The following is a 22983-nucleotide window of genomic DNA, read 5'->3' on the forward strand; positions in this document are numbered from 1 at the left end:
GCGCGCTTTCGCGGTTCATCATTAACGCGAGGTGCCGGAATTAAGCGGCAGTTTTCTCGCTGTCTTCATCCTTGAACAGCTCGTCCTTGGTGACCTTCTTCTCGGTCACGTTGGCGAGCTCGAGCACGAAGTCGACGACCTTGTCCTCGTAGATCGGGGCGCGGAGCTGGGCCAGCGCCTGGGCGTTGCTGCGGTAGTAGTCCCAGACTTCCTTCTCGCGGCCGGGCACCTGGCGGGCGCGCTCGATCACGGCGCGCGAGATCTCGTCGTCGGTCACGGTGATCTTGTTCTTCTCGCCGATCTCCGACAGCACGAGGCCGAGGCGGACGCGGCGGTCGGCGATCTTCTGGTACTCTTCCTTGGCCGCATCCTCGGTGGTGTTCTCGTCCGCGAACGTCTTGCCGGACGAGTCCATCTCGGCCTTGATCGAGTTCCACATCAGGTTGAACTCTTCGGCGACAAGCGACGGCGGCGCCTCGAATTTGTGGCTCTCGTCGAGCCGGTCGAGCAGCGCGCGCTTGACCTTCTGGCGGGTCGCGCCGGCGAACTCGGCCGTCAGGCGCTCGCGCGCGGCTTCCTTCAGCTTGTCGAGCGACTCGAGGCCGAGCGTCTTGGCGAACTCGTCGTCGATCGTAGTCTCACCGGGCGCCTCAATCAGCGTCGCGGTGGTCTCGAATTCGGCCGGCTGGCCGGCGAGCTTCTCATTCAGATAGTTCTTCGGGAACGAGACCTTCAGCGTGCGGGTCTCGGTCGAGCCGATGCCGATCAGCTGCTCCTCGAAGCCCGGGATGAACTGGCCGGCGCCGATCACGACCTGGATGCCCTCGCCGGTGCCGCCCTCGAAGGCCTCACCGTTGATGGTGCCCTTGAAGCTGATGGTGACGCGGTCGCCCTTCTCCGCCTTCGCACCCTCGGCCTTGGCATTGTACGGACGGCTGCCTTCGGCGATGCGCTTGATGGCATCGTCGACGTCGGCGTCGGAGACGTCGACCACCGGCTTCTCGACCGAGAACGACTTGAAGTCGGCGAGCTGGATCTGCGGCACGACTTCGATCGCGACGGTGTAGGTCAGGTCGGTCTTGCCCGAAAGCAGCTCCTCGACCTGGTCCTTCTCGGTCGGCATCGTGATCTTCGGCTCGCCGGCGAGGCGGAAGCCGCGATCCTCGAAGATCTGCTTGTTGGTGTCGCTGATGGTCTGGTCGATGGTCTCGGCCATCACCGAGCGGCCATAGATCTTCTTGAGATGCGCCACCGGCACCTTGCCGGGACGGAAGCCGTTGAGACGGACCTTGTCCTTGAGGTCGACCAGCTTGGCGTCCGCCTTGGCATCGAGATCGGATGCCGGGACGCTGATCTTGAACTCGTGCTTCAATCCCTCGTTGAGGGTTTCGGTGACCTGCATGGTATCAATCTTCTTCCGCTTTTGCCGCGGCCCGAGCGGCCGTGGCAGTGTTCAATCTGTTCGACGCTTAAGCCTTGCGGCCTGACGTCTGTGGGTTCGGCGAACCGTCATCCCCATCGGGGCCAAAGGTTCTCCAAGAATTCGTCATGCAAACGCTGTAAGCGCTTGGTGCGGGCGGAGGGACTCGAACCCCCACGACTTTCATCACCGGAACCTAAATCCGGCGCGTCTACCAGTTCCGCCACGCCCGCGCGAAAAGCATCCCAGTTCGGCCGCGATGCCGCGGGCGGCCGGGCTTATAACATGCGCCCACCGGTTCGCAGCAAAAAAATGGCCGCTGGAGAGCCCGCCCTGCGACCGATCGCGACTGGACAGGTACACTTGAAAATGGTCCGCATCGGCCGCATGGCAAGTCCCGTAACAAGCCCCCGATTTTCCCTCTCCCGGCGCGACCTGATGACCGCCCTCGGCACCGCGGCGCTTTGCCCCGTATGGCCGGCCGCCGGCGCCGCGCAGGGCCGGACGGCGGTCGCGCTCCAGGCCAAGGCGGACCGCGTCTCGCTTCGCCCGGGCGACGGACCGGGTGCTGGCGCACCGGAGACCCTGGTCTGGTCGCTCGGCAGCGGCAACCTCCACTTCAAGCGCGGCGAAATCCTCGACGTGACGTTCGGCAACGAACTGCCGGCCGCGGCCGCGCTGGATTGCCGCGGGCTCGACGGCATCCCGGCCGCCGAGCCATTCGCCTCCCGGGCGCCGCTGGCCACGGGGGCAAAGGATACCTTCCAGCTCCCGCTTCGGCACGCCGGCACCTTCCTGTGCGCCCCGCTGTTCGCCGACGGCGACACCGCGCCGGTCCGGCCGCGACCGCTGATCGTCACCGGCACCTCGCCGGTCGCAGTCGATCGCGACGAGGTGCTGCTGATCGAGGAGTGGCGCATGCGGCCGGACGGAACCGCGATCCCGCCTGGAATCGATCCAAAAGATTCGACGCCAATTCATACGATTAACGGCAAAACCTCATACGAAATCTCGGCACCGGCCAACGCCCGGCTCAGACTCCGCTTTATCAATGGCAGCCAGCGCAGCGTGCTGGCGGTCAAGCTGGAGACCCTCGACGTCAGGGTGATGGCCATCGACGGGCAGCCGGCCGAGCCGTTCCCGGCCCGCAACGGTGCGCTGATACTGGCTCCAGGCAGCCGCACGGATGTCTTCGTCGATGCGGCGGGGCCTGCCGGAACGGGCTTCGCGATGCTGCTGCACGACGGCAAGCAGGTCCGCCCGGTCGGCGGACTGGTCGTCTCGAACGAACCGCCGACCCGCACCGCGCCGTTCCCGCCGGCTCCGCCGCTTCCGGGCAACGACATGCCGGCCCAGCTCGATCTCAAGGGGGCGGCAAGATTCGACGTGGCGCTGGGCACACCGACCGACTGGTTCCGCCCGGCGGACTTCAAGCCGACGACGGCTCCGGCCTTTCAGGCCAAGGCCGGCCGGGCGGTCGTGCTGGCCCTGACCAACCGAGGCACGATCGCGAGCGTCTTTCATCTGCACGGCCATCACTTCCGTTTGCTCGACAAGCTCGACGACGGCTGGAAGCCGTTCTGGCTCGACACGCTCGCCGTCGAACCTGGCCAGACCCAGCGCATCGCCTTCCTCGCCGAATATCCAGGCCGCTATCTGATCGAGCAGGTCGCGACCGATTGGTCCGCGCCACAGCTCATCCGATGGTACAGTGTCCAATAACGAGAAGTGGAAACCGCAAGGAAACACCGATGAGCCAGCCAGTTGCAGCGATCCGCGGAGTAAAGGCACGAAGCGTCGTGGTGCCGCTCAAGCGTCCAGTAAAGAACGCCTTCGGCGTGATCGATTCCGGCCCGCTGGTCCTGATCGATGTCGAGACCGATCAGGGTGTTACTGGCCGCACCTACATTTTCGCCTACAGCAGGCTCACACTTCACCCGCTTTGTTATCTGATCGAAGAGATCGGCCGCGAGCTCGTCGGCAAGCCGGTCGCGCCGTTCGATCTGATCAAGGCGATGGACGCCAAATTCCGGCTGCTCGGCTGGCAGGGCCTGGTCGGCATGGCCGTGTCGGGTCTCGACATGGCCTATTGGGATGCACTCGGCCAGCTCGCCGGCCGGCCGCTGGTCGAACTGCTCGGCGGCTCGGTGAAACCGATCAAGGCCTATGACAGCTACGGCGTGGTCGATCCTGACGCGGATGAGCGCGCGCTGCGCCGCTCGCTCGACCAGGGTTTTCGGGGCATCAAGATCAAGGGCGGCGACGGCGATGCCGCCAATGACGAGCGCGTCGTGAAGGGCGTGCGCGCCCTGCTCGGCCCCGACATCGCACTGATGATCGACTTCAACCAGTCGCTCGATCCGGCGGAGGCGACCCGCCGCATTGCCCGCCTTGCGCCCTACGATTTGCACTGGATCGAGGAGCCGGTGCCGCAGGAGAGCCTGTCCGGCCACGCCAAGGTCCGCGAGACCTCGCCGACGCCGATCCAGGCCGGCGAGAACTGGTGGTTTCCGCGCGGCTTTGCCGAGGCCATCGCGGCCGGCGCATCCGACTTCATCATGCCCGACGTGATGAAGGTCGGCGGCGTCACCGGCTGGATGCAGGTCGCGGGACAGGCCGACGCCGCCTCGATCCCGATGTCGAGCCATCTGTTCGCGGAAGTCAGCGCACATCTGCTCGCAGTGACGCCGACCGCGCACTGGCTTGAGTTCCTCGACTTCGCCGGCGCGATCCTTGCCAAGCCTGCCGAGATCATCGACGGCGCCGTGACCGCCCACGGTCCCGGGCTCGGCATCGAGTGGAACGAGCCGGCGGTTGCAAAGTATCTCGTGAGCTAGCGGCGGACCGTGAACCGTAGGATGGGTTTCGCTTCGCTCTACCGATCCTACGAGTTCGATGGAGTGGTGGCTGCCCGCTTCACCTTTGCTGAGCATTCATGTAGTCCGTCAGGACATCGGAGCGCCCAATGCCCACCAACAACAAGCTGACGCTCAAATTCCGTTGTCCGACGGAGCTTGACGGACTGATACCGGCCCCCATAACGGCGGCGCAGGGCGTTCCCGACTGGCTCAAGGCCATGCCGGCGACGGCCTTCTCTTCGATCAACCTGCACGACGATGACACCATCAAGCGCTGCCCGCCGTTCCTGGACGCGATGACCTGCGGGTTTTTGCTGCCGCTGGTCTGCGACCTGAAAGTGGAGAACGGCGAAATCACCTGGGACCACGACCTGCCGCCTGGAGGCACGCCCGAATTTCCGCGCTCGCCGATCGGCTTCCACGATCCGGGCCAAGTCTCCGGCACCCCGCTGTTCGAAGAGGGCCGCTTCTTCCTCAAATTCCACAATCTGTGGACCGTCGAAGCCCCGGAGGGCTACGCGGTCTACTTCACGCATCCGGTCAACCGCTTCGACCTGCCCTTCACCACACTCAGCGGCCTGGTCAATTCCGACCTCTATACCGACAATTGGGTGCACTTCCCGGCGTATTGGCACGACAGGAATTTCAAAGGTGTCCTCCCCAAGGGGACGCCGATCGCGCAATGCATTCCGGTCAAGCGAGACAGCTGGACCGCGCAGGCGTCGCCGTTCACTGCTGAAGAAGCCAGGCGCGTCGGCGAATTCCGCGGTGAGCTCAAGCGGCAGCCCAACCTCTACCGGAGAAACTTCAGGGCTTAAGGCGCGACGAGATGTCGTCCGATACGCCAGCCTCACTACGCGCCGAGGAATTTTGCCGCGTCGCTCTGGGCGAAGAAGAAGCGACCGTGCGATCCTGAGGCCATCACGACGGCCGCGCGTCCCAGCAGCTTGGGGCTGACCGCGCGTGACGGCGCGCAGCGCCGCCTCCGCGGCGTCGCGCTCACCCTGCTCGAACAGGCACGTCGCGAGATGGGCGCGGGTCGGGCGATCGTCCGGAGACAGTGCGAGCACGCGGCACAGAGCATCCGCGGCTGCGGCGTAGTCGCCATGAAGGATCAGGACCCGCCCGAGCTGGTTGAGAACGTCGGGGCGTCCGGGCGCAGCATCGCGTGCGGCCGTCAGGACGCTCACGGCCCGCGCAATGTCATTGGTCTCATGCAACAGGCGCCCGAGGTCGAGCTTCAGATCGACGCTGTCGGGCGCGAGCTCAAGGCCGGCCTCTATCGTGCTGATCGCCTCGTCGTATTGGCCGGTCTTGGCGATCTGCCCGGCGAGTTCCTGGAAGGCAGGGAAATATGGCGGACGGCGCGCCGCCGTGCGCCGAAGCTGCGCGATGCCGTCCGTGGCGCGCCCGGCGCCGCACAGCAACGCGCCGAGCAAGGTCTCGACCTCGCCATCATCGCCGCGGCGTGCAACCCGCTCGAGCGGAGCGATCGCCTCCCCGCCCCGATTCTGCCCCATCAGCGAGTGCGCGAGCAGAAGCGCGGCATGTCTGTCCGTGCGGTTTGATTTCAGGATGCCTGTCGCGATCTGCTCTGCCTGAGCAAGCTGCCCCGACCGCAACGCCGATGCGCCTTGTTGCAGCGCCTGAGCGAGGAAATTGTTCTGCCTGCCACTCACGAGCGAGATTCACGGGATGCAAGGGGAATGTCGCTGGGCTTTAGCCCGCATCTCCCCATGCGTCCACCAAAAGTCTCGTGAAGCTCGACATACGCAGACGAGCCTTGGCCCGACGCGAAACGAAGCCAGTCGGGACAAGCCCGCGATTCATCCTGTATTGTCGGACCCGATCGGCGTGCCGCCGAACCAACCTGACACCAAGTGACCCGGATCGGAGAACAGGGATGGCACAGTGCATCGTTATCGTTCAATTCGATCTTCCGAAACGAACCGAAGAACAGGCCATCAAGGGCGGCACGGGCACCGCCCCCATTTACCGAAACCTCGCGACAAAGGGGCTGATCCGCAAGGACTACCTCAATGGCGATGCCGGCACTGGCGGCGTCTACGAAGCGGCCGAGGCGTGGTTCACCGAGGCCAAGCTGGCCGAGCTCACCGAACGGTTCGGAGCCCGGCCGCGGCTGACCTGGTACGACACCTACGTTGCCGTCGACAATCTCAAGGGTGAGACGCGGGTGAACCAGTCCGCGCTGATTTCCGCAGCGGAATGAAGCGGCTGAAGCTGGGCTTCCTGATGCGGGGCCTGCAAGGTATCGCGCCTATTTGATTACGGAAGGGTGCCCACTGCTCGTGCGAATGTCCGCCAGCGTCTCGAACGCGGCTCGGTCTCGGCTTTGGCCGGGGCTTGCGTTGGCGTGCCTGATCGGCTCGTGCTTCGCCGGACCTGCGTTCGGCGAAGCTGCCAACAGCGACGCGTCGCATGCGACAAATGCTCCGCCGAACATCTATCTCGATTTGCGAACCAGCTACGCGACGGTGCCGGCCGGCGCCTTGCCGATCGGCTTCGGCGGATCGGCCCTGTTTACCGCGCTCCAATCGCTGGCGCTGGCGAACGGCACCACGCTTCCGACGAGCGTCCCGCTGTCGTCCCGACAATCCCTCGCCGTCGATCTTCCGCTGACGGTGGATGTCACGGATACGGTCTCGCTCTATGCCGGAGTGTCGGGCACCACGACCAACGCGCAGACGCAGGGTTGGTCGTCGTTCGACATCACCAGCTGGAACGTCGGGTTCCAGGCCGATCTCTACAGCCAGAATGGCGGCTCGATTCCGACCATCACCTGGCAATCCACGATCACCCAGTCGATCCCCAATGGGCCGGCGGGAACCACGACGTTCAACAACCTTCTCGAGCTCGATTACGCCTTCGACGAGGACGAGACGCGCGGCGTGCTGGCCGGCATCCAGGACACCCGCGCCGAACTGGCGACCGCGCTTGCCCGCATCCATCCGAACATCATCGGCTATGTCGGCGGCTATTATCAGTGGCCCAACAACTGGAAGTTCACCGGCCGCGTCGGGGTCCAGCATTTCGGCGGCGCACAGCTCCTGAACCTGACGTCGGTTCAGTCCTTCACTCAACCCATCATCCGGCTTGACCTCGATCGGATGGACGACAACGACAATCGGCTGTTTGGGGTCACGGCCCAGATCATGTGGGTGCCGAAGCCGACCTATCAGCTGACCCTGAGGACGCCGCTCTACTTCACGCGCAATTCGACACCGTCGCCGTAGCGAAGCTCGGCCACGGATGTCCGCGTCACCGCGCGGACATCGCAGGGTCACACCGATTTCCGGGATGGCGCCTACTCCCCACCGGATACGCCGGCGCTCGGTTGCAGCCGCACCTGCGCACCTGATGCCTCGCCATCCATCGCCTCCGGCCGCAACGTCTCCAGCGGGCGCTTGCGGGTCTCGATGCCGAGCACCGCGACCGCGATCGCCTGCACCACCAGCAGCCCGGCCACCACAGAGACCACGCCGGTGACACCGAACCGGGTGAACAACTCGACCACGATGAACGGCGTCACGATCGACATCAGGCGCCCGGCGGTGTTGCAGATGCCGGACCCGCGCATCCTGAGCTCGGTCGGGAACAGCTCGGGGATGTAGAGGCCCCAGGCCAGCGCCAGCATCACCGCCACCGTGAACACCAAAAGGAAGCCGATCACGACGAAGGCGACGGGATTGATGAACATCGGATAGATCAGCCCGAGCCCGGCCGCCGCGAGCGACAGCACGATCAGCGACGGCTTGCGGTCGATCTTCTCGCCGATCCACATCCCGGACAGCGTGCCGAGCGGACTGCCGAGCGTCATCAGCATGGTGTAGCCGAGCGAGGACGACAGGTTGATGCCCTGCTTGACGAAGAACGTCGGGATCCAGGCGATGAAGCCGTAGACCGCGGTGTTGAGCCCGATCAGGATCAGGCAGCCGACGATGGTTCGCGCGATCAGCGCCCGCGAGAACAGCCGCGTGAAGCTCGTATCGGGCCGCACCGGAGCGGGCTGATAGGTCGGCGCCGGCAGCGTCCTGCCCTTGCCGACCTGCTGCTCGATTGCCGCCAGCACGGTCTCCGCTTCCGCGCTCTTGCCCTGTGTCTCCAGCCAGCGCGGCGATTCCGGCAGCGAGCGCCGCAGGAACCAGACGATCATCGCCCCGATGCCGCACAGCGCGAACATCCAGCGCCAGCCGAGATGCGGAATGACGGCCCAGCCCACCAGCGTCGCGACGAACAGCGCGCCGTTGGTGCAGGTCGCGAGCGCCGCGCCCCAGCGGCCGCGCTGCTGCGGCGGGATGAACTCGCTGAGCACGACATAGCCGACGACGATCTCGGCGCCGAGCCCGAGACCCATCACGAAGCGCGCCGCGATCAGCCAGTTCATCGACGGTGCGAGCGTCGCCGCCAACGCGCTGATGCCGAAGATCAGGAGGTTGGCCTGGTAGGCGAATTTGCGGCCGAAGCGGTCGCCGGCAATGCCGGCCAGCCAGGCGCCGATCAGCATTCCAACAAAGGTCGCGGAGATGAAGCGCGCATTCTGGGCGAGGTCCGAATATCCGGACTGAACCAGCGCACCAAGGATGCTGCCGGCAAGGAATATCTCGAAGCCGTCGACGAACAGCCCGGCTCCGATCAGCGCAAATATCCGGTAGTGAAATCCGCCGATCGGCAATCTGTCGAGCCGGCCCCCCGCGTTGACGCCTGTGGTGGTCAATTCAGCCTCCCTGATTTTGATTTTTGTTTTGATCGTTGTCTGCGCCGATTTCTTGCCGGCGTCATCCGGTCGAGACGCGTGCCTCCTCATCGGCGGCTGCATGCGCGGCTTGCGGCCGCGGCAGGCCGAGGTTCTCGCGCAAGGTGTCGCCCTCATACTCGCGCTGGAACAGGCCGCGTCGTTGCAGCTCGGGAACGACGAGGCGCACGAAGTCCTGATAGGTGCCGGGCACATGGGTGGCGGCGACGACGAAGCCGTCGCAGCCGCCCTCGGAGAACCAGCGCTCCATCTGATCGGCGACCGTCCTGGGCGAGCCGACGAAGGCCGGCAGTTCGGCAAGCGTCCCCCGGCCGCTGAACTGCACGAAATCGCGCGGGGTCGGATTGGGCTTGCCGCAGAGATTCATGACGCGGTCGCGGATCGCCTGCAGCCCGCTGATCGACGCCAGCTCGTCCGACGTGAACGGCTCGTCCATCGGCTTGGCCGCAAAGTCGTAGTTCAACACCTCCGACAGCAACGTCAGCGCATCGATCGGCTTGGCGAGGGCGTTGATCGCCGCGAACTTGTCCTCGGCCTCGGCCCGGGTCTCGGCGACGACAGGATAGACCGCCGGCGCGATGCTGATGTCCCTGCCCGTCTTCGCCAGCGTTCCCTTCAGATCGGCATATTGCTTCTTCGCGATATCGAGATTGGGATAGATCACGAAGATCAGCTCGCCCCAGCGCGCCGCGAACGTCTTGCCGCGGCCGCTCTGCCCGGCCTGGATGATCACCGGATGCCCCTGCGGCGAGCGCGGCACCGTGAACGGCCCGCGCGAGCGGAAGAACTGGCCGTGATGGTCGAGCCGGTGCACCTTGGTAGGATCCGCGAACAGGCCGCTCTCCCGGTCGAAGTGGACCGCGCCGTCCTCCCAGCTGTTCCAGTGGCCGAGCACGACCTCCATGAACTCGTCGGCGCGGTCGTAGCGCAGATCGTGGCTGAGATGCTGCGAGGCGCCGAAATTTGCTGCCTCGGAATCGTTCAGCGAGGTCACGACGTTCCAGGCCGCGCGGCCGTTCAGCAACAAATCCATGGTCGCGAACACCCGCGCGACATGGAACGGCTCGTAATAGGTGGTCGAATAGGTCACGCCGATGCCGAGCCGCTCGGTCGCCAATCCCATGGTGAGCGCAACCGAGACCGGATCGAGCTTGGCCGCGCGCACGCCGTGACGGATGGTCTCGCGGAAATCATCGCCGAAGCGATCGGGGATCGCGAGCCGGTCGTCGAAGAAGGCGAGATGGAACTTGCCGTGCTCCAGCGTGCGGCCGATCTCCTGATAATAGTCGCGCGAGAACCAGTTCGGCTTCGAGTCCGGATGACGCCAGGAGGCCGGATAGTTCGAGCAATTCTGGGCCTGCAGGAAGCCGATCAGTTTCATCTGTCTGGTCATGGCGTCGTTCCTTCGTGGCCGCGGGAGAATGGCTTCATGTCAGATCACCCCGTCGCGGCGCAGCGCGGCGAGTGCCGCCGCCGTTGCGCCCGCAAGCGAGCTCAATACTTCGTCGGTGTGCGCGCCGAGCGCGACGCCGGCATGTTTGAACTGCGGCGGCGTACGGGACATCTTCGGGATCGCGCTCGGCACCGCGATCGGCCCGGCGCGCGAAGCGACTTCGGCGATGTTGCCGCGGGCGCGGTATTGCGGATCGGCGAAGATGTCCGCAATGCTGTAGATCGGCCCGCAGGGCACGTCGTAGCGCTCGCACTCCGCAAGCGCCGTCTCGAGCGGCATGGCGCCGATCCAGCCGGCGACCAACGCGTTGACCTCCTCGCGCCGCTCCAGCCGGCCGGCCATGGCCGCGTAGCGCGGGTCGGTCGCGAGTTCGGGGCGCTGCATGGCCTGCGCCAGACGCTCGAACATCTTGTCGCTCGAACAGGCCAGCGCCACCCATCTGCCGTCGGCGGTCTGGTAGTGACTGTGCGGCACGACATTGACCGTGTCGGCGCCGAGCCGCTCGCGGACGAAGCCGGTCTTGGCGAACACCGTCGCCATCTCGTCGAGCAGACGGAAAACCGATTCATAGAGCCCGATGTCGACCACCTGGCCGTGCCCGGTGGCATCGGCATGGCGCAGCGCCAGCAGCACGCCGAGCGCGCCCCACAGGCCGGAGATGTAGTCGGCGAGCGAGGTCGAGCCCGGCATCACCGGCTGGCGCCCCGCCTCGCCCGCGAGGTAGGCGAGCCCGCTGAAGCCGTGTGCGATCCGGGCAAAGCCGGGCTTGTCGCGCAGCGGGCCGTCCTGTCCGTAGGCGCTGATGCGCAGCATCACGAGTTTTGGGTTGATCTCGCGCAGCGCCTCGAAGCCGAGCCCCCATTTCTCCAGCGTGCCCGGCCGGAAATTCTCCAGCACCACGTCCGACTGGCGAGCCAGCTCGCGGAACAGCGCAGCCCCCTGTTCGTTGCGCAGGTCGAGCGTGACCGACTTCTTGTTGCGGGCCTCGCTGAGCCAGACATAGGTGTCACCGCATTCGCTCGGCGTGCCGAAGCGGCGCAGCGGATCGCCTGTGCCCGGCTGCTCGATCTTGATCACCTCGGCGCCGAAATCGGACAGCACCGTCCCGCAGAACGGCGCCGCCACGAAGGTTGCGACGTCGAGCACGCGAATTCCGGCCAGCGGCGGCTCATGCGACATCGCGCGCTCCTGCCCTGCCCGCCCGATCGGCGATCGCCTCGTGACGGTCGATGATCGCCTGCGCGCGCTTCAGCACCGCCAGATCGATCAGCACGCCGTCCTGCCCGAAGGCGCCGTCGCCGCCCGCACTGGCGGATTGAATTTTGGCCGTGATCTCGCGCGCCCAGCCGATCTCCCGAGCGGTCGGCGAAAACACGTCGTTGGCGGTCTCGAGCTGCGACGGATGGATCGCCCATTTGCCTTCGAAGCCGAGCGCTGCCGCCCGCGCGGCGCTGGCGCGAAATCCCGCGGCATCGCCGAAATTGGCATAGGGGCCGTCGATCGCCCGCACGCCATGGGCGCGGCAGGCATTGGCGATGCGGGCGAGCGCGAAGTGCCACTGGTCGTTCCAGTGCACCTGCCGCGCACCGCCCTCGTCGGCATCGGTGAGAACAGCATAGCGCGGATCGGAGGCGCCGATGATCTCGCCGCAGGTGCGCAGGTCGATCGAGTAATCGCCGATGCCGAAGATGACAGCCTCCAGCCGCTCCGACGCCTGCACGATGTCCTCGACATTGGCGAGCCCGAGCGTGGTCTCGATCAGGATCTCGATACCGAGCGGCCTTGCGCGCGGGAACTCGCGCTCGAGCCCGGTCAGCAGCGCGTCGACGAAGCGGACGTCGAACGCGGTGCCGACCTTCGGCACCATGACGAGGTCGAGGCGCGGCGCGCGGCTGACGATCTCGATGATGTCGCGATGCGCCCATTCGGTGTCGAGGCCGTTGATCCGCACCGCCAGCGTCTTGCTGCCCCAGTCGATCCGGTTCAGCGCGTCGATCGCGATCTCGCGCGCTTCGGGCTTGCGAGGCGGCGCAACCGCGTCCTCCAGATCGAGAAAGACGAAATCGGCCGCGCTGTTTGCCGCCCGTTCGAAAAAATGGGTCGAGGTCGCGGGAACCGCGAGCTCGGAACGCTGGACGCGGCGCGTGCGCGGCTTGGTGACGGTGAAGGACATTGGAGCATCTTTTCTGCGGCGCGCCGCAGGATCGTCTCCCGCGGCCAATGCAATCATGCTAGATGTCCGACACTGATCTTTCTAACGAGATTATCTTAAGAACTGTTCAGTTCTTCCGATTAACCAGCGGACCGCCCGCGAGAGGCCAATCGATGTCGCAGATCAATTTCAAGCTGCTGCACATGTTCATCGCGGTGGCCGAGAACAAGAGCTTTCGCCAGGCCTCCGAGCAGCTCAACCGCTCGCAATCCGCGGTCAGCATGCAGATCAAGCTGCTGGAGGACCAGGTCGGCGCCGCCTTGTTTCACCGCACGACGCGCCGCGTCGAGTTGACCGCCGAGGGACTGCAGCTGCTCACACATGCACGGCGCGCACTCGGCGAATGGGAGAACGGGCTGCGCGAGATCCGCGAGGTGATCGACATCCAGCGCGGCACGCTGTCGCTCGCCTGCGTGCCGACCATTGCCGCGACGATCCTGCCGCAGGCGCTGCACGCCTTCCAGGCGAGCTATCCCGGCATCAATATCAATCTGCGCGAGCTTGCTGCGGAGGACATGCTGGACTGCCTGCGCCGCCGCGAGGCCGATTTCGGCATCGGCCCGGAGATGGACGGCTCAACCGAGTTTCAGTTCACGCCGCTGTTCAAGGATCCGATCTACGCATTGGCGACGCGAGCGTTTCCGTTCCGCAAGCGCAGCGCGGTCGACCTCACCGAGCTGTCCGCGTACCCGATCCTGCTCAACTCCAAGTCGGCGGCGCTGCGCTCGATGCTGGAGCGCGCGCTCGCCATGCGTAACCTGCAAATGAAGATCAAGTTCGAAGTCGAGCACAGCTATACGCTCGCCGCGCTGGCCGGCGCCGGCCTCGGCGTCGGCATCCTGCCCAAGGTCGCCCTGCCGCGGCCGGTCAGGAAGACCATGCAGGCGCTGCCGATCGTCAATCCGACGCTGGAGCGCACCGTCTGCATCGTCTCGCTGCGCGGACAATCGTTCTCGCCGGCCGCCAGCGCGCTGACGTCTGTGGTTCACAAGTTCCTCAAGCCGCGGCAATGAACCTGGTAGCCGTCAACTACCTCGCCGCGGCGAGCGCGCGGAACGCGCCGCCGAAATAGATCAACGGCGTCTCGCCCTCGCGGAGATGCATCGCGCGCACCGCGCCGACGAAGATCGAATGCGTGTCATGCGCATGCTCGTCGATCAGCTCGCAGTCGAGCCCGATCAGCGCGGCCTTCAGGATCGGCGCTCCCGTTGCAAGCGCCAGCCAGCCATCGCCTTCACTGAAGCGGTCGTCCCGCTCGATGCCGCGGCGGCCGGCGAACACGTTGGCCAGTTCCGCCTGGTCGGCGTGCAGCATGTTGACGCCGAACGCCGCCGTGCGCCGGATCAGGCCATGCGCGCTCGCCGAGCGGTTGACGCAGGCGATCAGCCGCGGCGGCGTATCGGACAGCGAGCACACCGATGTCGCCGTCATCCCGGTCCGGTCACCCGGCCTGCCTGCGGACAGGATCGTCACCGCACCGGCATGATGGCGCATGGCCGCACGATAGGACTCTGGGGTCCACGTCTTCGAGAGGCGGACCGGCGGTCCGTGAGCTGGTGGAGAGCTGGCTGCTCGGTGCGATCATCTGACGGTTCCGCGCTTGGAGACGATGCCGATGATATAGGCCAGCCGGACCGATCGCAGAAACGCAAATATCTAACCAGTTGTTCAGCTGACCCGATCAATCCGGATCAGCCGGCGGCCGTGCGGGTCCAGAGATAGCGCAGGTCCGGCTCCTTCTCCTCGTTACGGCTGCCGTCGGTCTCCTCGACCGGCACGAAGCCGTGCTTTTCGTAGAAGCCGCGCGCCCGCGCATTGCGCTGGAAGGTCCAGAGTTGCAGCCGGTCCGCACCCTGCTGCGCGATCGCAAGCAGTGCGCCGCCGATACCGCGGCCCTGCGCGGCCGGCAGCACGTAAAGCTGCTCGATCCAGACGTCGTGGAACGCGATCAGGCCAGCCATCGCCTCCCCGTCGAACGCACCCCACAGCGCGCAGGCGGCGAACATCCGCTCGCGGTAGAACCAGCGATCTTGGTCGGGCGTGTGCAGGCCGGTGAGCCAGGGCAGCGCATGATCGAACGCCGCGCGATGCACGCGCGCGGCGGCGTCCATGTCGGCAAGCGCGAGCCGCCTAATATTCAATCTCGAACTCGTCATAGAGCCGGCGGAACACGGCCGGCAGCACCTCGGTCAGATCCTCGGCGATCAGCCCGGGCCCCGCCTCGCTGGCGCCCTCGCCATGCAGCCACACGCCGATGCCGGCCGCCTCGAAAGCCGCGACGCCCTGCGCCAGGAAGCCGGCGATGATGCCGGACAGCACGTCGCCGGCGCCGGCGGTGGCAAGCCAAGGCGGCGCATTGCCGGCGATGATGGCGCGGCCGTCGGGAGAGGCGACCACCGTATCGGCGCCCTTCAGCAGCACCACCGCGCCGGAGCGCTCGGCCGCGGCGCGCACGCGCTCGAGCTTCGAGCGGCCGGGATGCTTGTTGGAGATGTCGCTGAACAGCCGCGGAAACTCGCCCTCATGCGGAGTGAGCACCACCTGCTGGCCGTCGGATGCCTTGATCGCCTCGAACAACCGGTCCGGCGTGCCGGCAAAACTGGTCAGCGCGTCGGCGTCGAGCACCAGGTGCCGCTGCGCCGACAGCGCGGTGTGGACGAAGTCGCGGGTGCGCGCACTGACCCCGGCGCCCGGACCGATCACGCAGGCATTGAGCCGCCGGTCGTCGAGCAGCTCGGCGAACTGGATCGGATTGTCGACCGCGCGCACCATCACCGCGGTCAGCGCCGCCGCGTTGACGGCGAGCGCATCGCGCGGCGAGGCCAGCGTCACGAGGCCGGCGCCGGCGCGCAGCGCCGCCCGCGCGGCGAGCCGCGCCGCCCCGGTCGAGGCGATGTCGCCCGAAACCACGACGGCGTGTCCCCTGGCATATTTGTGGCCATCGATCCGCGGCACCGGAAACGACAAGCGCCACGCCTGCGGCACGTTCTCCGCGGTCAGCGGCTTGATCTCGTCGAGCACCCGCGGATCGATGCCGATATCGGCGACCCGCACCCGGCCGCAATACATCCGGCCCGGCAGCAGCAGATGCGCGGGCTTCTTGCGGAAGAAGGTCACGGTCTCGGTGGCCTGCACGGCCGCCCCCATCACCGCGCCCGATGTGCCGTTGACGCCGCTCGGCAGGTCGACCGCCAGCACCGGCGTACCGTTGGCGTTGATGGCCGCGATCATGTCCAGCGGATCGCCCTTCACCGGCCGGTTGAGGCCTGCGCCGAACAGCGCGTCGATGATCAGCGCCGGCTTGCCGAGCGCCTGCGGGTTGAACGGCAGCACCGGATATTTCCAGCCCTTCGCCGCCAGCGCCGCGTCGCCCTGCAGGCTGTCGCGCTCGCAGAGCAGGATCACCGAGACCTCGCGGCCGCGCGCGGCGAGCTCGGCGGCGGCGACAAAGCCGTCGCCGCCATTGTTGCCGCGACCGGCGACCACGACGATCGGACCCTGCTCGACCAGGTCCATCGCCGCTTCGGCGACGGCCTGGCCGGCGCTCATCATCAGCGCGAAGCCCGGCGTGCCGGCTGCGATGGTCAGCCGGTCGGCGCGTTCCATCTCGGTGGTGGTCAGAACGTCCATGCCGAATCCTCAATCGCTTCGCCTTTTCGAGAGGCAATTCCTGTGACGTTCGCGGGGTTTCTACTGGCCGTTTGCATATAGATTGATCTATTTGCCTATTTGTTAGGCTTGGATATCATAGCCCATGTGGTTCGATATCAGCCGACTGCCTGTTAAAAGGCTGATAACATTCCGAAATCGGGGACCTTAACAACTTGGCATAGACCCTGCTTTTGAGGAAGCCGCGCGCAAGGCCGCTCCAAGCGACCATTGCGCGTGTTTCCGGCCGGTAGCCGGAAGGCTTAAGACAACCAGACTGCGCCCCACGCGCATCGAACTCGACCCTGCAATCTGCAATGCCCGGGAGGCGCTCAGTGAAGAAGATTGAAGCCATCATCAAGCCCTTCAAGCTCGACGAGGTGAAAGAAGCGCTCCAGGAAGTCGGACTGCAAGGCATCACCGTGACCGAGGCCAAGGGATTTGGCCGCCAGAAGGGCCACGCCGAACTCTATCGCGGTGCGGAATACATCGTCGACTTCCTGCCCAAGGTGAAGATCGAGATCGTGATCGGCGACGACCTGGTCGAGAAGGCGATCGACGCGATCCGCCGCGCGGCCCAGACCGGGCGGATCGGCGACGGCAAGATCTTCGTCTCCAACATCGAGGAAGCCATCCGCATCCGGACCGGCGAATCCGGGCTGGACGCTATTTAAGGGCGGTGCTATCCGGATTTTCTGACGGCAAAAGAGAAAAAAGGCTGCTTCGGCAGCCTGATTTCGTTTGAGCAGTCACACGAACCCGCCCAAAACGGGAATAACGTCGCCCACCGCCGGAAACACACCCGCACATCCATAAGGGGTATTCATGAAGACCGCCAAAGACGTCCTGAAATCGATCAAGGACAACGACGTCAAATACGTCGACCTGCGCTTCACCGATCCGCGCGGCAAGTGGCAGCACGTCACGTTCGACGTCAGCATGATCGACGATGACATCTTCGCCGAGGGAACGATGTTCGACGGCTCGTCGATCGCCGGCTGGAAGGCGATCAATGAATCCGACATGTGCCTGATGCCCGACCCGGTCACCGCGACGATCGACCCGTTCTTCGCCGAGACCACCATGGTCATCACCTGCGACGTGCTCGAGCCGACCACCGGCGAGCCCTACAACCGCGATCCCCGCGGCATCGCCAAGAAGGCCGAGGCGATGGTGAAGTCGATGGGCGTGGGCGACACCGTGTTCGTCGGCCCCGAGGCCGAGTTCTTCGTGTTCGACGACGTGCGCTACTCGGCCGACCCCTACAACACCGGCTTCCGCCTCGACTCCTCCGAGTTGCCGATCAACTCGTCGACCGAGTATGAAGGCGGCAACCTCGGTCACCGCATCCGTACCAAGGCCGGCTACTTCCCGGTGCCGCCGCAGGACTCGGTGCAGGACATGCGCTCCGAGATGCTCGGCGCGATGGCCAAGATGGGCGTCAAGGTAGAGAAGCATCACCACGAGGTCGCCTCGGCCCAGCACGAGCTCGGCATGAAGTTCGACACGCTGACGCTGATGGCCGACCAGATGCAGGTCTACAAGTACTGCATCCACCAGGTCGCCCACATCTACGGCAAGACCGCCACCTTCATGCCGAAGCCGGTCTACGGCGACAACGGCTCGGGCATGCACGTGCACCAGTCGATCTGGAAGGAAGGCAAGCCGACGTTCGCCGGCAACAAGTATGCCGACCTGTCGGAGACCTGCCTGCACTACATCGGCGGCATCATCAAGCACGCCAAGGCGATCAACGCCTTCACCAACCCGTCGACCAACTCCTACAAGCGTCTGGTCCCGGGCTATGAGGCGCCGGTGCTGCTCGCCTACTCCGCGCGCAACCGCTCGGCGTCCTGTCGCATCCCCTACACCGCGAACCCGAAGGCCAAGCGCGTCGAGGTGCGTTTCCCCGACCCGATGGCCAACCCGTATCTCGGCTTCGCGGCGATGCTGATGGCCGGCCTCGACGGCATCAAGAACAAGATCGATCCGGGTCCGGCGATGGACAAGGACCTCTACGATCTGCCGAAGGAAGAGCTGAAGCAGATCCCGACCGTCTGCGGCAGCTTGCGCGAGGCGCTCGAGAGCCTCGACAAGGATCGCGCGTTCCTCAAGAACGGCGGCGTGTTCGACGACGACTTCATCGACGCCTATATCGAGCTGAAGATGACCGAGGTCGCGCGTTTCGAAATGACCCCGCACCCGGTCGAGTTCGAGATGTACTACTCGCTGTAAGTTTTACGGCACCGACGAATTGCGAAAGGCGCTTCCGATGGAAGCGCCTTTCGTTTTTTGAGGTATCCGTCATTGCGAGGAGCGAAGCGACGAAGCAATCCACGCCTCCACGTGCTCCGAGATGGATTGCTTCGCTGCGCTCGCAATGACGCTGGGTTGGAACGCTGCTTACACCTTCGCCTTCGCGACCCGCCGGCCGCCGGCGTCGAGCGCGCCGAACTTGCTCGCGATCATGTCCGGCGTCGGCATCATGCCGCCGACCGACCAGCTCGCCGGCTCGCCCTCCTCGATCTTGACCCAGACGTTCCTGCGGAAGTCCGGGTCACCCTGCCCCTCGACCTCGACCATGAGATCGGTGACGCGCTCCAGCAGCGCCTTCTTCTGCGCGACATCGAAGATGCCGCGTACGGTGGAAATGGTGACGTAAGGCATGGTCTCTCTCCATTGCTGAGGGTGTGACAACGCAACGAAGATGCACCGGCGGCACGCCGCCAGGCAGTGGCCGATCAGACAGAGATCGGGCAATATCTGCCACCGCCTGATCGCGCCGGTCGGGTAGGATGACGGCAAAACTCCGGAGGTCCCATGAAGCTTGCGATCCTCGCGCTGGAAGGCTGCATGCAATCAGCGGTCGCCGGCATCGCCGACATCCTCACGCTCGGCAACCATGTGATGCAGCTCCGCGGCGGCAAGGCGCGCTTCAGCTGGCAGACACTCTCGCTCGACGGCAAGGCGGTGCGCGCCGGCGGCGGCAAGTTGCTCGCCGTCGATGGCGCCGTGACCAAGCGAGCGGCATTTGACGCGATCATCGTGCCGGGCAGCCTCGTCGACCATCTCACCGCCGAGCGCCTGCAACCGCAATATGACCGCGCCGGCGCCTGGCTGCGCCAGCAGCATGCCAGCGGCCGGTTGATCGGCGCCTTCTGCAGCGGCGTGCTGCTGCTCGCCAATGCCGGGCTGCTCGATGGGCGCCGCGCCACCATCACCTGGTGGCTGCAGAGCGAGCTCCGCCGCCGCCATCCCAGGATCGACCTCGCCAGCGACGCCGTCATCACGCAGGCCGATCGCCTGGTCTGCGCCGCCGGCCCGATGTCGTGGGTCGATCTGCTGCTGCGGCTGATCGAGCTCGTCGAAGGCCCCGAGGTCGCAAAGGTCTGCGCCGACTACGCCGTGATCGACACCGCGCAGCGCACGCAGGCGATCTTCATGCCGCTCGGCTACATGCTCGGACAGGACCCGCTGCTGATCAAGGCGGACATGCTGGTGCGCCGCACCGGCAAGGCGCCGATCACGGTGCGCGGCCTCGCCCACGCACTGGGCCTGAGCGAACGCACGCTGAACCGCCGCTTCCGCGAATTGACCCACGAGCCGCCGCAGGCCTTCATCACGCGCCGCCGCGTCGAGCACGCCCGCACGCTGCTGGAGACAACGGCGCAGCCGATCAAGGCGATCGCCCGCGCCACCGGCTATGAGGACGAGGGCAGCTTTCGCAAGGCTTTTCGCAAGCTCACCCTGCTGTCGCCGCAAGCCTACCGTGCGCAGCGATCGATGCGCGCGGCGTAGGCGCGGAACTTCCGGAAGATTACGGTCAGTAGCGCTGACAAACCCTCCGAAGTGGCGGGACGCCGCACGCAAGGCGCGATGTTCTGGATCGACAATATCCGAGGTCGGGTGTTCACTGGTCGTAAGGACCCGAAAGCGGCCCCCGATAAAACAATCACATTCATTCTTGCATTTGGGAGAAACGAGATGTCTTTCGTCGCACGACGAATGGCGGCGCTTTCGACTGCCGTCATCATCCTCGCTGCCGGTGCAGGCAGCGCCTCTGCCCAGAAGAAATACGACACGGGCGTATCCGATACTGAAATCAAGATCGGCAACATTATGCCCTACAGCGGGCCGGCATCGGCCTACGGCACCAACGGCCGCGCCCAGGCGGCCTATTTCCGTAAGGTCAATGCCGAGGGCGGCATCAATGGCCGCAAGATCAATTTCATCTCCTACGACGACAGCTACAGTCCGCCGAAAACGGTCGAGCAGGCGCGCAAGCTCGTCGAAGGCGACGAGGTCCTGCTGATCTTCGCCTCCCTCGGCACGGCATCCAACAGCGCCATCCAGAAGTACATGAACACGAAGAAGGTGCCGCAGCTGTTCATCCAGACCGGTGCGACCAAGTGGAACGATCCGCAGAACTTCCCGTGGACCATGGGCTGGCAGCCCAGCTATCAGGCCGAGGGCCGGATCTACGCCAAGCACATCCTGAAGGAAAAGCCGCATGGCAGAATCGCCGTGCTCTACCAGAACGACGATTACGGCAAGGACTATCTCAAGGGCCTGAAGGACGGCCTCGGCGACAAGGCGGCGTCGATGATCATCGCCGAGGATGCATATGAGGTGGCCGAGCCCACGATCGACACGCACATCGTCAAGATGAAATCGATGAATGCCGACGTCTTCGTCGACATTGCCACGCCGAAATTCGCGGCACAGGCCATCAAGAAGGTGGCGGAGATCGGCTGGAAGCCGCTGCACATCCTCAATTCGGTCGGCTCCTCGCTCGGCGCCGTGATCCAGCCTGCCGGCTTCGAGAACGCGCAGGGCATCGTTTCGGTGGCCTATCTGATGGATCCGCTCGATCCGCAGTGGAAGGACGACCCCGGCATGAAGGCGTTCGACGAGTATCTCGCCAAATATTTCCCCGAAGGCAATCGGGCCGACGGCCTGGTGATGACGGGCTATAACGTGGCGCAGACCCTGGTTCAGGTCCTGAAGCAGTGCGGCGACAATCTCACGCGCGAGAACGTGATGAAGCAGGCGGCGAACCTGAAGGGCTTCCGGACCAACAACCTGCTGCCCGGAATCACGATGAACACCAGCCCGATCGATTTCGCACCGATCAAGCAGATGCAGCTCAGACGACTGAAGGGCGAGAGATGGGAGCTGTTCGGGCCCATGCTCAGTGCGGAGGTAGGAGGGTAACTGACCTCGGCCACTCACTGCGCGGCCTAGGGCTGTCCGAGCACTGTCCCCGTCGTTGCGGGGAGCCAACGGGTCCGGCCTTTGGCCGGCCCGATGATAAACTCCGCGACGAAGCAATCCATGCATCCGCGCACGCGGAGAGATGGATTGCTTCGCGGAGCCTGTCATCCGGCGGCGCTCCGCGCCGACCGGTGGCTCGCAATGACGCTACTAGCTTTCGCTCGGCGAACGCCTACACCCGGAACAGCTTCGCGTAGCGCGCCTTGATCTCCTCGCTCTGCGCCTGCACCTGGGCCGGATCGGCCTTGAGCATCTTCAGCTTGTCCAGCGGCACGTGCCCGGCCTTTTCCTTCACCCTGCCGTGGAACGAGCGGTGCGCGAACTCGTCGGCCAGCATCTGCTGGGTCTCGGCGCTGAAGAAATAGCTCTGGAACAGCCGCGCCGCATTCGGGTTCGGCGCGCTCTTGAAGATGCCGCTCGGCACGATGATCAGCGGCGCGCCTTCAGTCGGATAGACCGCCTCGACCGGCTTGCCCTGATCCCTTGCGAGCACGAGATTGTAGTCGTTGCCGTCCGCCATCACGGCGCGCTCGCCGAGCAGGATCTTCTTCGGTGGATCGGCCGCGGACTGCACCTGCATCACCCGTTGCTGCGAAAGCTTTTCCAGATAGGGCCAGCCGAGATCGCGCGCCAGCACGAAGGTCGCGGTCATGATCGCGCCGGAATAGCTCGGGTGGCCCTTGACGATCTTGCCGCGCCACTTCGGATCGAGCAGGTCGGCGTAGCTCTTCGGCGCCTCCTCGCGCTTCACCTGCTCGGTGTTGTAGCCGATCACCTCGAACCAGGCGCAGGATGTCGCCGACGTGCCGTCGGGATCGATCTGGTCGACCGGAAAATGCTTTGCGACGTCCTCCGGGATGTAGGCGGCGAGCCAGTCGTTCTTCTTCCAGTCGAGGTAATGCGCGGGATCGGTCGAGTTGGCGACGTCGACGGCATTGATGCCGCTGCCCTGTTCCTGCGCGATGCGCTGGAAGATCCGCTCGGCGCCGGACCGCTCGACCCGGACGCTGATCCCGGGATATTTCTGCTCGAAGTCGCGCGCGAGGCGCTCGGCGGTGTTCAGTTCCAGCGCGCTGTAGAACGAGATCTTGCCCTCCTTCTTCGCCGCGGCGATCAGCTCCGGTGTCACGGCTTCCGCCGGCGGCGCCGCCGCTCGCAGCGGTTCGGCGAACACCATGCCGGTCGCGGCCGCCGCCGTCACCTTGAGCCAGTCGCGTCTCGACCATTTGCGGTCCTGCATCCATCCACTCCCTGAGATCGGGCCGTTGACCGGCCGCGCCATTGTCAAGGCAGCATAGCGCGCAGGATGGGTAGAGCGAAGCGATACCCATCAAAAAGCGGCCG

The 22983-nt window shown here is 65.4% G+C and carries 20 protein-coding genes, 1 tRNA gene and 1 pseudogene; 10 read left to right on the forward strand and 12 right to left on the reverse strand.

Going from position 1 to position 22983, the window contains the following annotated elements:
* Positions 1-40 precede the first annotated feature (40 nt).
* Together tig and ACVILL_RS34060 are read right to left on the reverse strand one after the other, a co-directional pair.
* Positions 41-1402 carry a trigger factor gene (gene tig / locus ACVILL_RS34055; RefSeq protein WP_456733048.1) on the reverse strand — a complete coding sequence of 454 codons (1362 nt, stop codon included), beginning with the start codon at positions 1400-1402 and terminating at the stop codon, positions 41-43.
* Between the two features lie 166 nt (positions 1403-1568).
* Positions 1569-1653 (reverse strand) — tRNA-Leu (locus tag ACVILL_RS34060).
* Positions 1654-1789: 136 nt separating this feature from the next.
* On the opposite strand from ACVILL_RS34060, the gene ACVILL_RS34065 reads away from it, so the two are divergent.
* The 3 genes from ACVILL_RS34065 to ACVILL_RS34075 all read left to right on the forward strand — a co-directional run bounded on the left by ACVILL_RS34065 (position 1790) and on the right by ACVILL_RS34075 (position 5096).
* Positions 1790-3142, forward strand: coding sequence for a multicopper oxidase domain-containing protein (locus tag ACVILL_RS34065; protein WP_456733049.1), 1353 nt, complete (start codon positions 1790-1792; stop codon positions 3140-3142).
* 29 nt (positions 3143-3171) lie between these two features.
* Positions 3172-4257: an enolase C-terminal domain-like protein gene (locus ACVILL_RS34070; RefSeq protein ID WP_456733050.1), complete on the forward strand. Its 1086-nt coding sequence runs from the start codon at positions 3172-3174 to the stop codon at positions 4255-4257.
* 128 nt (positions 4258-4385) lie between these two features.
* Entirely contained in the window at positions 4386-5096 is a 711-nt protein-coding gene (locus ACVILL_RS34075; protein WP_456733051.1) for a hypothetical protein, read from the forward strand.
* 183 nt (positions 5097-5279) lie between these two features.
* On the opposite strand, the pseudogene ACVILL_RS34080 reads toward ACVILL_RS34075, so the two are convergent.
* Positions 5280-5957 (reverse strand): annotated as a pseudogene (locus ACVILL_RS34080) (tetratricopeptide repeat protein); the annotation flags it as partial.
* 224 nt (positions 5958-6181) lie between these two features.
* Between ACVILL_RS34080 and ACVILL_RS34085 the strand changes: the two are divergent.
* Both ACVILL_RS34085 and ACVILL_RS34090 read left to right on the forward strand, forming a co-directional pair.
* Positions 6182-6508 carry a monooxygenase gene (locus ACVILL_RS34085; RefSeq protein ID WP_456733052.1) on the forward strand — a complete coding sequence of 109 codons (327 nt, stop codon included), beginning with the start codon at positions 6182-6184 and terminating at the stop codon, positions 6506-6508.
* A 139-nt stretch (positions 6509-6647) separates the two neighbouring features.
* On the forward strand, positions 6648-7532 hold the full coding sequence (locus ACVILL_RS34090; protein WP_456733053.1) for a hypothetical protein: 885 nt from the start codon (positions 6648-6650) through the stop codon (positions 7530-7532).
* 71 nt (positions 7533-7603) lie between these two features.
* Here the strand turns inward: ACVILL_RS34090 and ACVILL_RS34095 are convergent, their stop codons facing one another.
* The 4 genes from ACVILL_RS34095 to ACVILL_RS34110 all read right to left on the reverse strand — a co-directional run bounded on the left by ACVILL_RS34095 (position 7604) and on the right by ACVILL_RS34110 (position 12678).
* Positions 7604-9013 (reverse strand): MFS transporter, encoded by a 1410-nt coding sequence (locus ACVILL_RS34095; protein ID WP_456733054.1) that lies wholly within the window; start codon positions 9011-9013, stop codon positions 7604-7606.
* 61 nt (positions 9014-9074) lie between these two features.
* A complete protein-coding gene (locus ACVILL_RS34100) occupies positions 9075-10445 on the reverse strand; it encodes an LLM class flavin-dependent oxidoreductase (RefSeq protein ID WP_456733055.1) in 1371 nt (456 codons plus the stop codon).
* A 39-nt stretch (positions 10446-10484) separates the two neighbouring features.
* A complete protein-coding gene (locus tag ACVILL_RS34105) occupies positions 10485-11684 on the reverse strand; it encodes a CaiB/BaiF CoA transferase family protein (protein WP_456733056.1) in 1200 nt (399 codons plus the stop codon).
* The gene (locus ACVILL_RS34110) at positions 11674-12678 is read right to left on the reverse strand and encodes an HpcH/HpaI aldolase/citrate lyase family protein (RefSeq protein ID WP_456733057.1); all 1005 of its coding nucleotides are present in this window, start codon (positions 12676-12678) and stop codon (positions 11674-11676) included. Before ACVILL_RS34110 ends, ACVILL_RS34105 begins: the two co-directional genes overlap by 11 nt.
* A 152-nt stretch (positions 12679-12830) precedes the next feature.
* On the opposite strand from ACVILL_RS34110, the gene ACVILL_RS34115 reads away from it, so the two are divergent.
* Positions 12831-13730: a LysR family transcriptional regulator gene (locus ACVILL_RS34115; RefSeq protein ID WP_456733058.1), complete on the forward strand. Its 900-nt coding sequence runs from the start codon at positions 12831-12833 to the stop codon at positions 13728-13730.
* 16 nt (positions 13731-13746) lie between these two features.
* Here the strand turns inward: ACVILL_RS34115 and ACVILL_RS34120 are convergent, their stop codons facing one another.
* From ACVILL_RS34120 to ACVILL_RS34130, 3 genes are all read right to left on the reverse strand, one after another.
* Positions 13747-14211 (reverse strand): flavin reductase family protein, encoded by a 465-nt coding sequence (locus ACVILL_RS34120; protein WP_456733059.1) that lies wholly within the window; start codon positions 14209-14211, stop codon positions 13747-13749.
* A gap of 197 nt (positions 14212-14408) precedes the next feature.
* Positions 14409-14873 (reverse strand): GNAT family N-acetyltransferase, encoded by a 465-nt coding sequence (locus tag ACVILL_RS34125; protein WP_456733060.1) that lies wholly within the window; start codon positions 14871-14873, stop codon positions 14409-14411.
* Positions 14848-16347 carry an NAD(P)H-hydrate dehydratase gene (locus ACVILL_RS34130; protein WP_456733061.1) on the reverse strand — a complete coding sequence of 500 codons (1500 nt, stop codon included), beginning with the start codon at positions 16345-16347 and terminating at the stop codon, positions 14848-14850. Before ACVILL_RS34130 ends, ACVILL_RS34125 begins: the two co-directional genes overlap by 26 nt.
* 353 nt (positions 16348-16700) lie before the next feature.
* Here ACVILL_RS34130 and ACVILL_RS34135 point away from each other — a divergent pair, with 353 nt between their 5' ends.
* Positions 16701-17039, forward strand: a complete 339-nt coding sequence (locus ACVILL_RS34135) for a P-II family nitrogen regulator (RefSeq protein ID WP_011441447.1) — start codon at positions 16701-16703, stop codon at positions 17037-17039.
* A gap of 151 nt (positions 17040-17190) precedes the next feature.
* Positions 17191-18600, forward strand: a complete 1410-nt coding sequence (gene glnA, locus ACVILL_RS34140) for a type I glutamate--ammonia ligase (protein WP_456733062.1) — start codon at positions 17191-17193, stop codon at positions 18598-18600.
* A 168-nt stretch (positions 18601-18768) separates the two neighbouring features.
* Here glnA and ACVILL_RS34145 read toward each other — a convergent pair whose 3' ends face one another.
* A complete protein-coding gene (locus ACVILL_RS34145; RefSeq protein ID WP_456733063.1) occupies positions 18769-19032 on the reverse strand; it encodes a tautomerase family protein in 264 nt (87 codons plus the stop codon).
* A 153-nt stretch (positions 19033-19185) separates the two neighbouring features.
* Here ACVILL_RS34145 and ACVILL_RS34150 point away from each other — a divergent pair, with 153 nt between their 5' ends.
* Together ACVILL_RS34150 and ACVILL_RS34155 are read left to right on the forward strand one after the other, a co-directional pair.
* Complete coding sequence (locus ACVILL_RS34150) at positions 19186-20163, forward strand: GlxA family transcriptional regulator (RefSeq protein WP_456733064.1); 978 nt, start codon at positions 19186-19188, stop codon at positions 20161-20163.
* Positions 20164-20349: 186 nt separating this feature from the next.
* The gene (locus ACVILL_RS34155) at positions 20350-21579 is read left to right on the forward strand and encodes an ABC transporter substrate-binding protein (protein WP_456733065.1); all 1230 of its coding nucleotides are present in this window, start codon (positions 20350-20352) and stop codon (positions 21577-21579) included.
* A gap of 232 nt (positions 21580-21811) precedes the next feature.
* On the opposite strand, the gene ACVILL_RS34160 is transcribed toward ACVILL_RS34155, so the two are convergent.
* Positions 21812-22879, reverse strand: coding sequence for an extracellular solute-binding protein (locus tag ACVILL_RS34160; protein ID WP_456733066.1), 1068 nt, complete (start codon positions 22877-22879; stop codon positions 21812-21814).
* Between the last annotated feature and the right edge of the window lie 104 nt (positions 22880-22983).

The organism is Bradyrhizobium sp. USDA 3364, assembly GCF_054056355.1.

Bases quoted from the DNA above. Each gene is read 5' to 3' on its own strand.
- ACVILL_RS34160 (WP_456733066.1), bottom strand. From the start codon at position 22,879: ATGCAGGACCGCAAATGGTCGAGACGCGACTGGCTCAAGGTGACGGCG.
- ACVILL_RS34110 (WP_456733057.1), bottom strand. From the start codon at position 12,678: ATGTCCTTCACCGTCACCAAGCCGCGCACGCGCCGCGTCCAGCGTTCC.
- ACVILL_RS34100 (WP_456733055.1), bottom strand. From the start codon at position 10,445: ATGACCAGACAGATGAAACTGATCGGCTTCCTGCAGGCCCAGAATTGC.
- ACVILL_RS34105 (WP_456733056.1), bottom strand. From the start codon at position 11,684: ATGTCGCATGAGCCGCCGCTGGCCGGAATTCGCGTGCTCGACGTCGCA.
- tig (WP_456733048.1), bottom strand. From the start codon at position 1,402: ATGCAGGTCACCGAAACCCTCAACGAGGGATTGAAGCACGAGTTCAAG.
- ACVILL_RS34085 (WP_456733052.1), top strand. From the start codon at position 6,182: ATGGCACAGTGCATCGTTATCGTTCAATTCGATCTTCCGAAACGAACC.
- ACVILL_RS34125 (WP_456733060.1), bottom strand. From the start codon at position 14,873: ATGACGAGTTCGAGATTGAATATTAGGCGGCTCGCGCTTGCCGACATG.
- ACVILL_RS34155 (WP_456733065.1), top strand. From the start codon at position 20,350: ATGTCTTTCGTCGCACGACGAATGGCGGCGCTTTCGACTGCCGTCATC.
- ACVILL_RS34065 (WP_456733049.1), top strand. From the start codon at position 1,790: ATGGTCCGCATCGGCCGCATGGCAAGTCCCGTAACAAGCCCCCGATTT.
- ACVILL_RS34150 (WP_456733064.1), top strand. From the start codon at position 19,186: ATGAAGCTTGCGATCCTCGCGCTGGAAGGCTGCATGCAATCAGCGGTC.
- ACVILL_RS34130 (WP_456733061.1), bottom strand. From the start codon at position 16,347: ATGGACGTTCTGACCACCACCGAGATGGAACGCGCCGACCGGCTGACC.
- glnA (WP_456733062.1), top strand. From the start codon at position 17,191: ATGAAGACCGCCAAAGACGTCCTGAAATCGATCAAGGACAACGACGTC.
- ACVILL_RS34070 (WP_456733050.1), top strand. From the start codon at position 3,172: ATGAGCCAGCCAGTTGCAGCGATCCGCGGAGTAAAGGCACGAAGCGTC.
- ACVILL_RS34145 (WP_456733063.1), bottom strand. From the start codon at position 19,032: ATGCCTTACGTCACCATTTCCACCGTACGCGGCATCTTCGATGTCGCG.
- ACVILL_RS34115 (WP_456733058.1), top strand. From the start codon at position 12,831: ATGTCGCAGATCAATTTCAAGCTGCTGCACATGTTCATCGCGGTGGCC.
- ACVILL_RS34120 (WP_456733059.1), bottom strand. From the start codon at position 14,211: ATGCGCCATCATGCCGGTGCGGTGACGATCCTGTCCGCAGGCAGGCCG.
- ACVILL_RS34075 (WP_456733051.1), top strand. From the start codon at position 4,386: ATGCCCACCAACAACAAGCTGACGCTCAAATTCCGTTGTCCGACGGAG.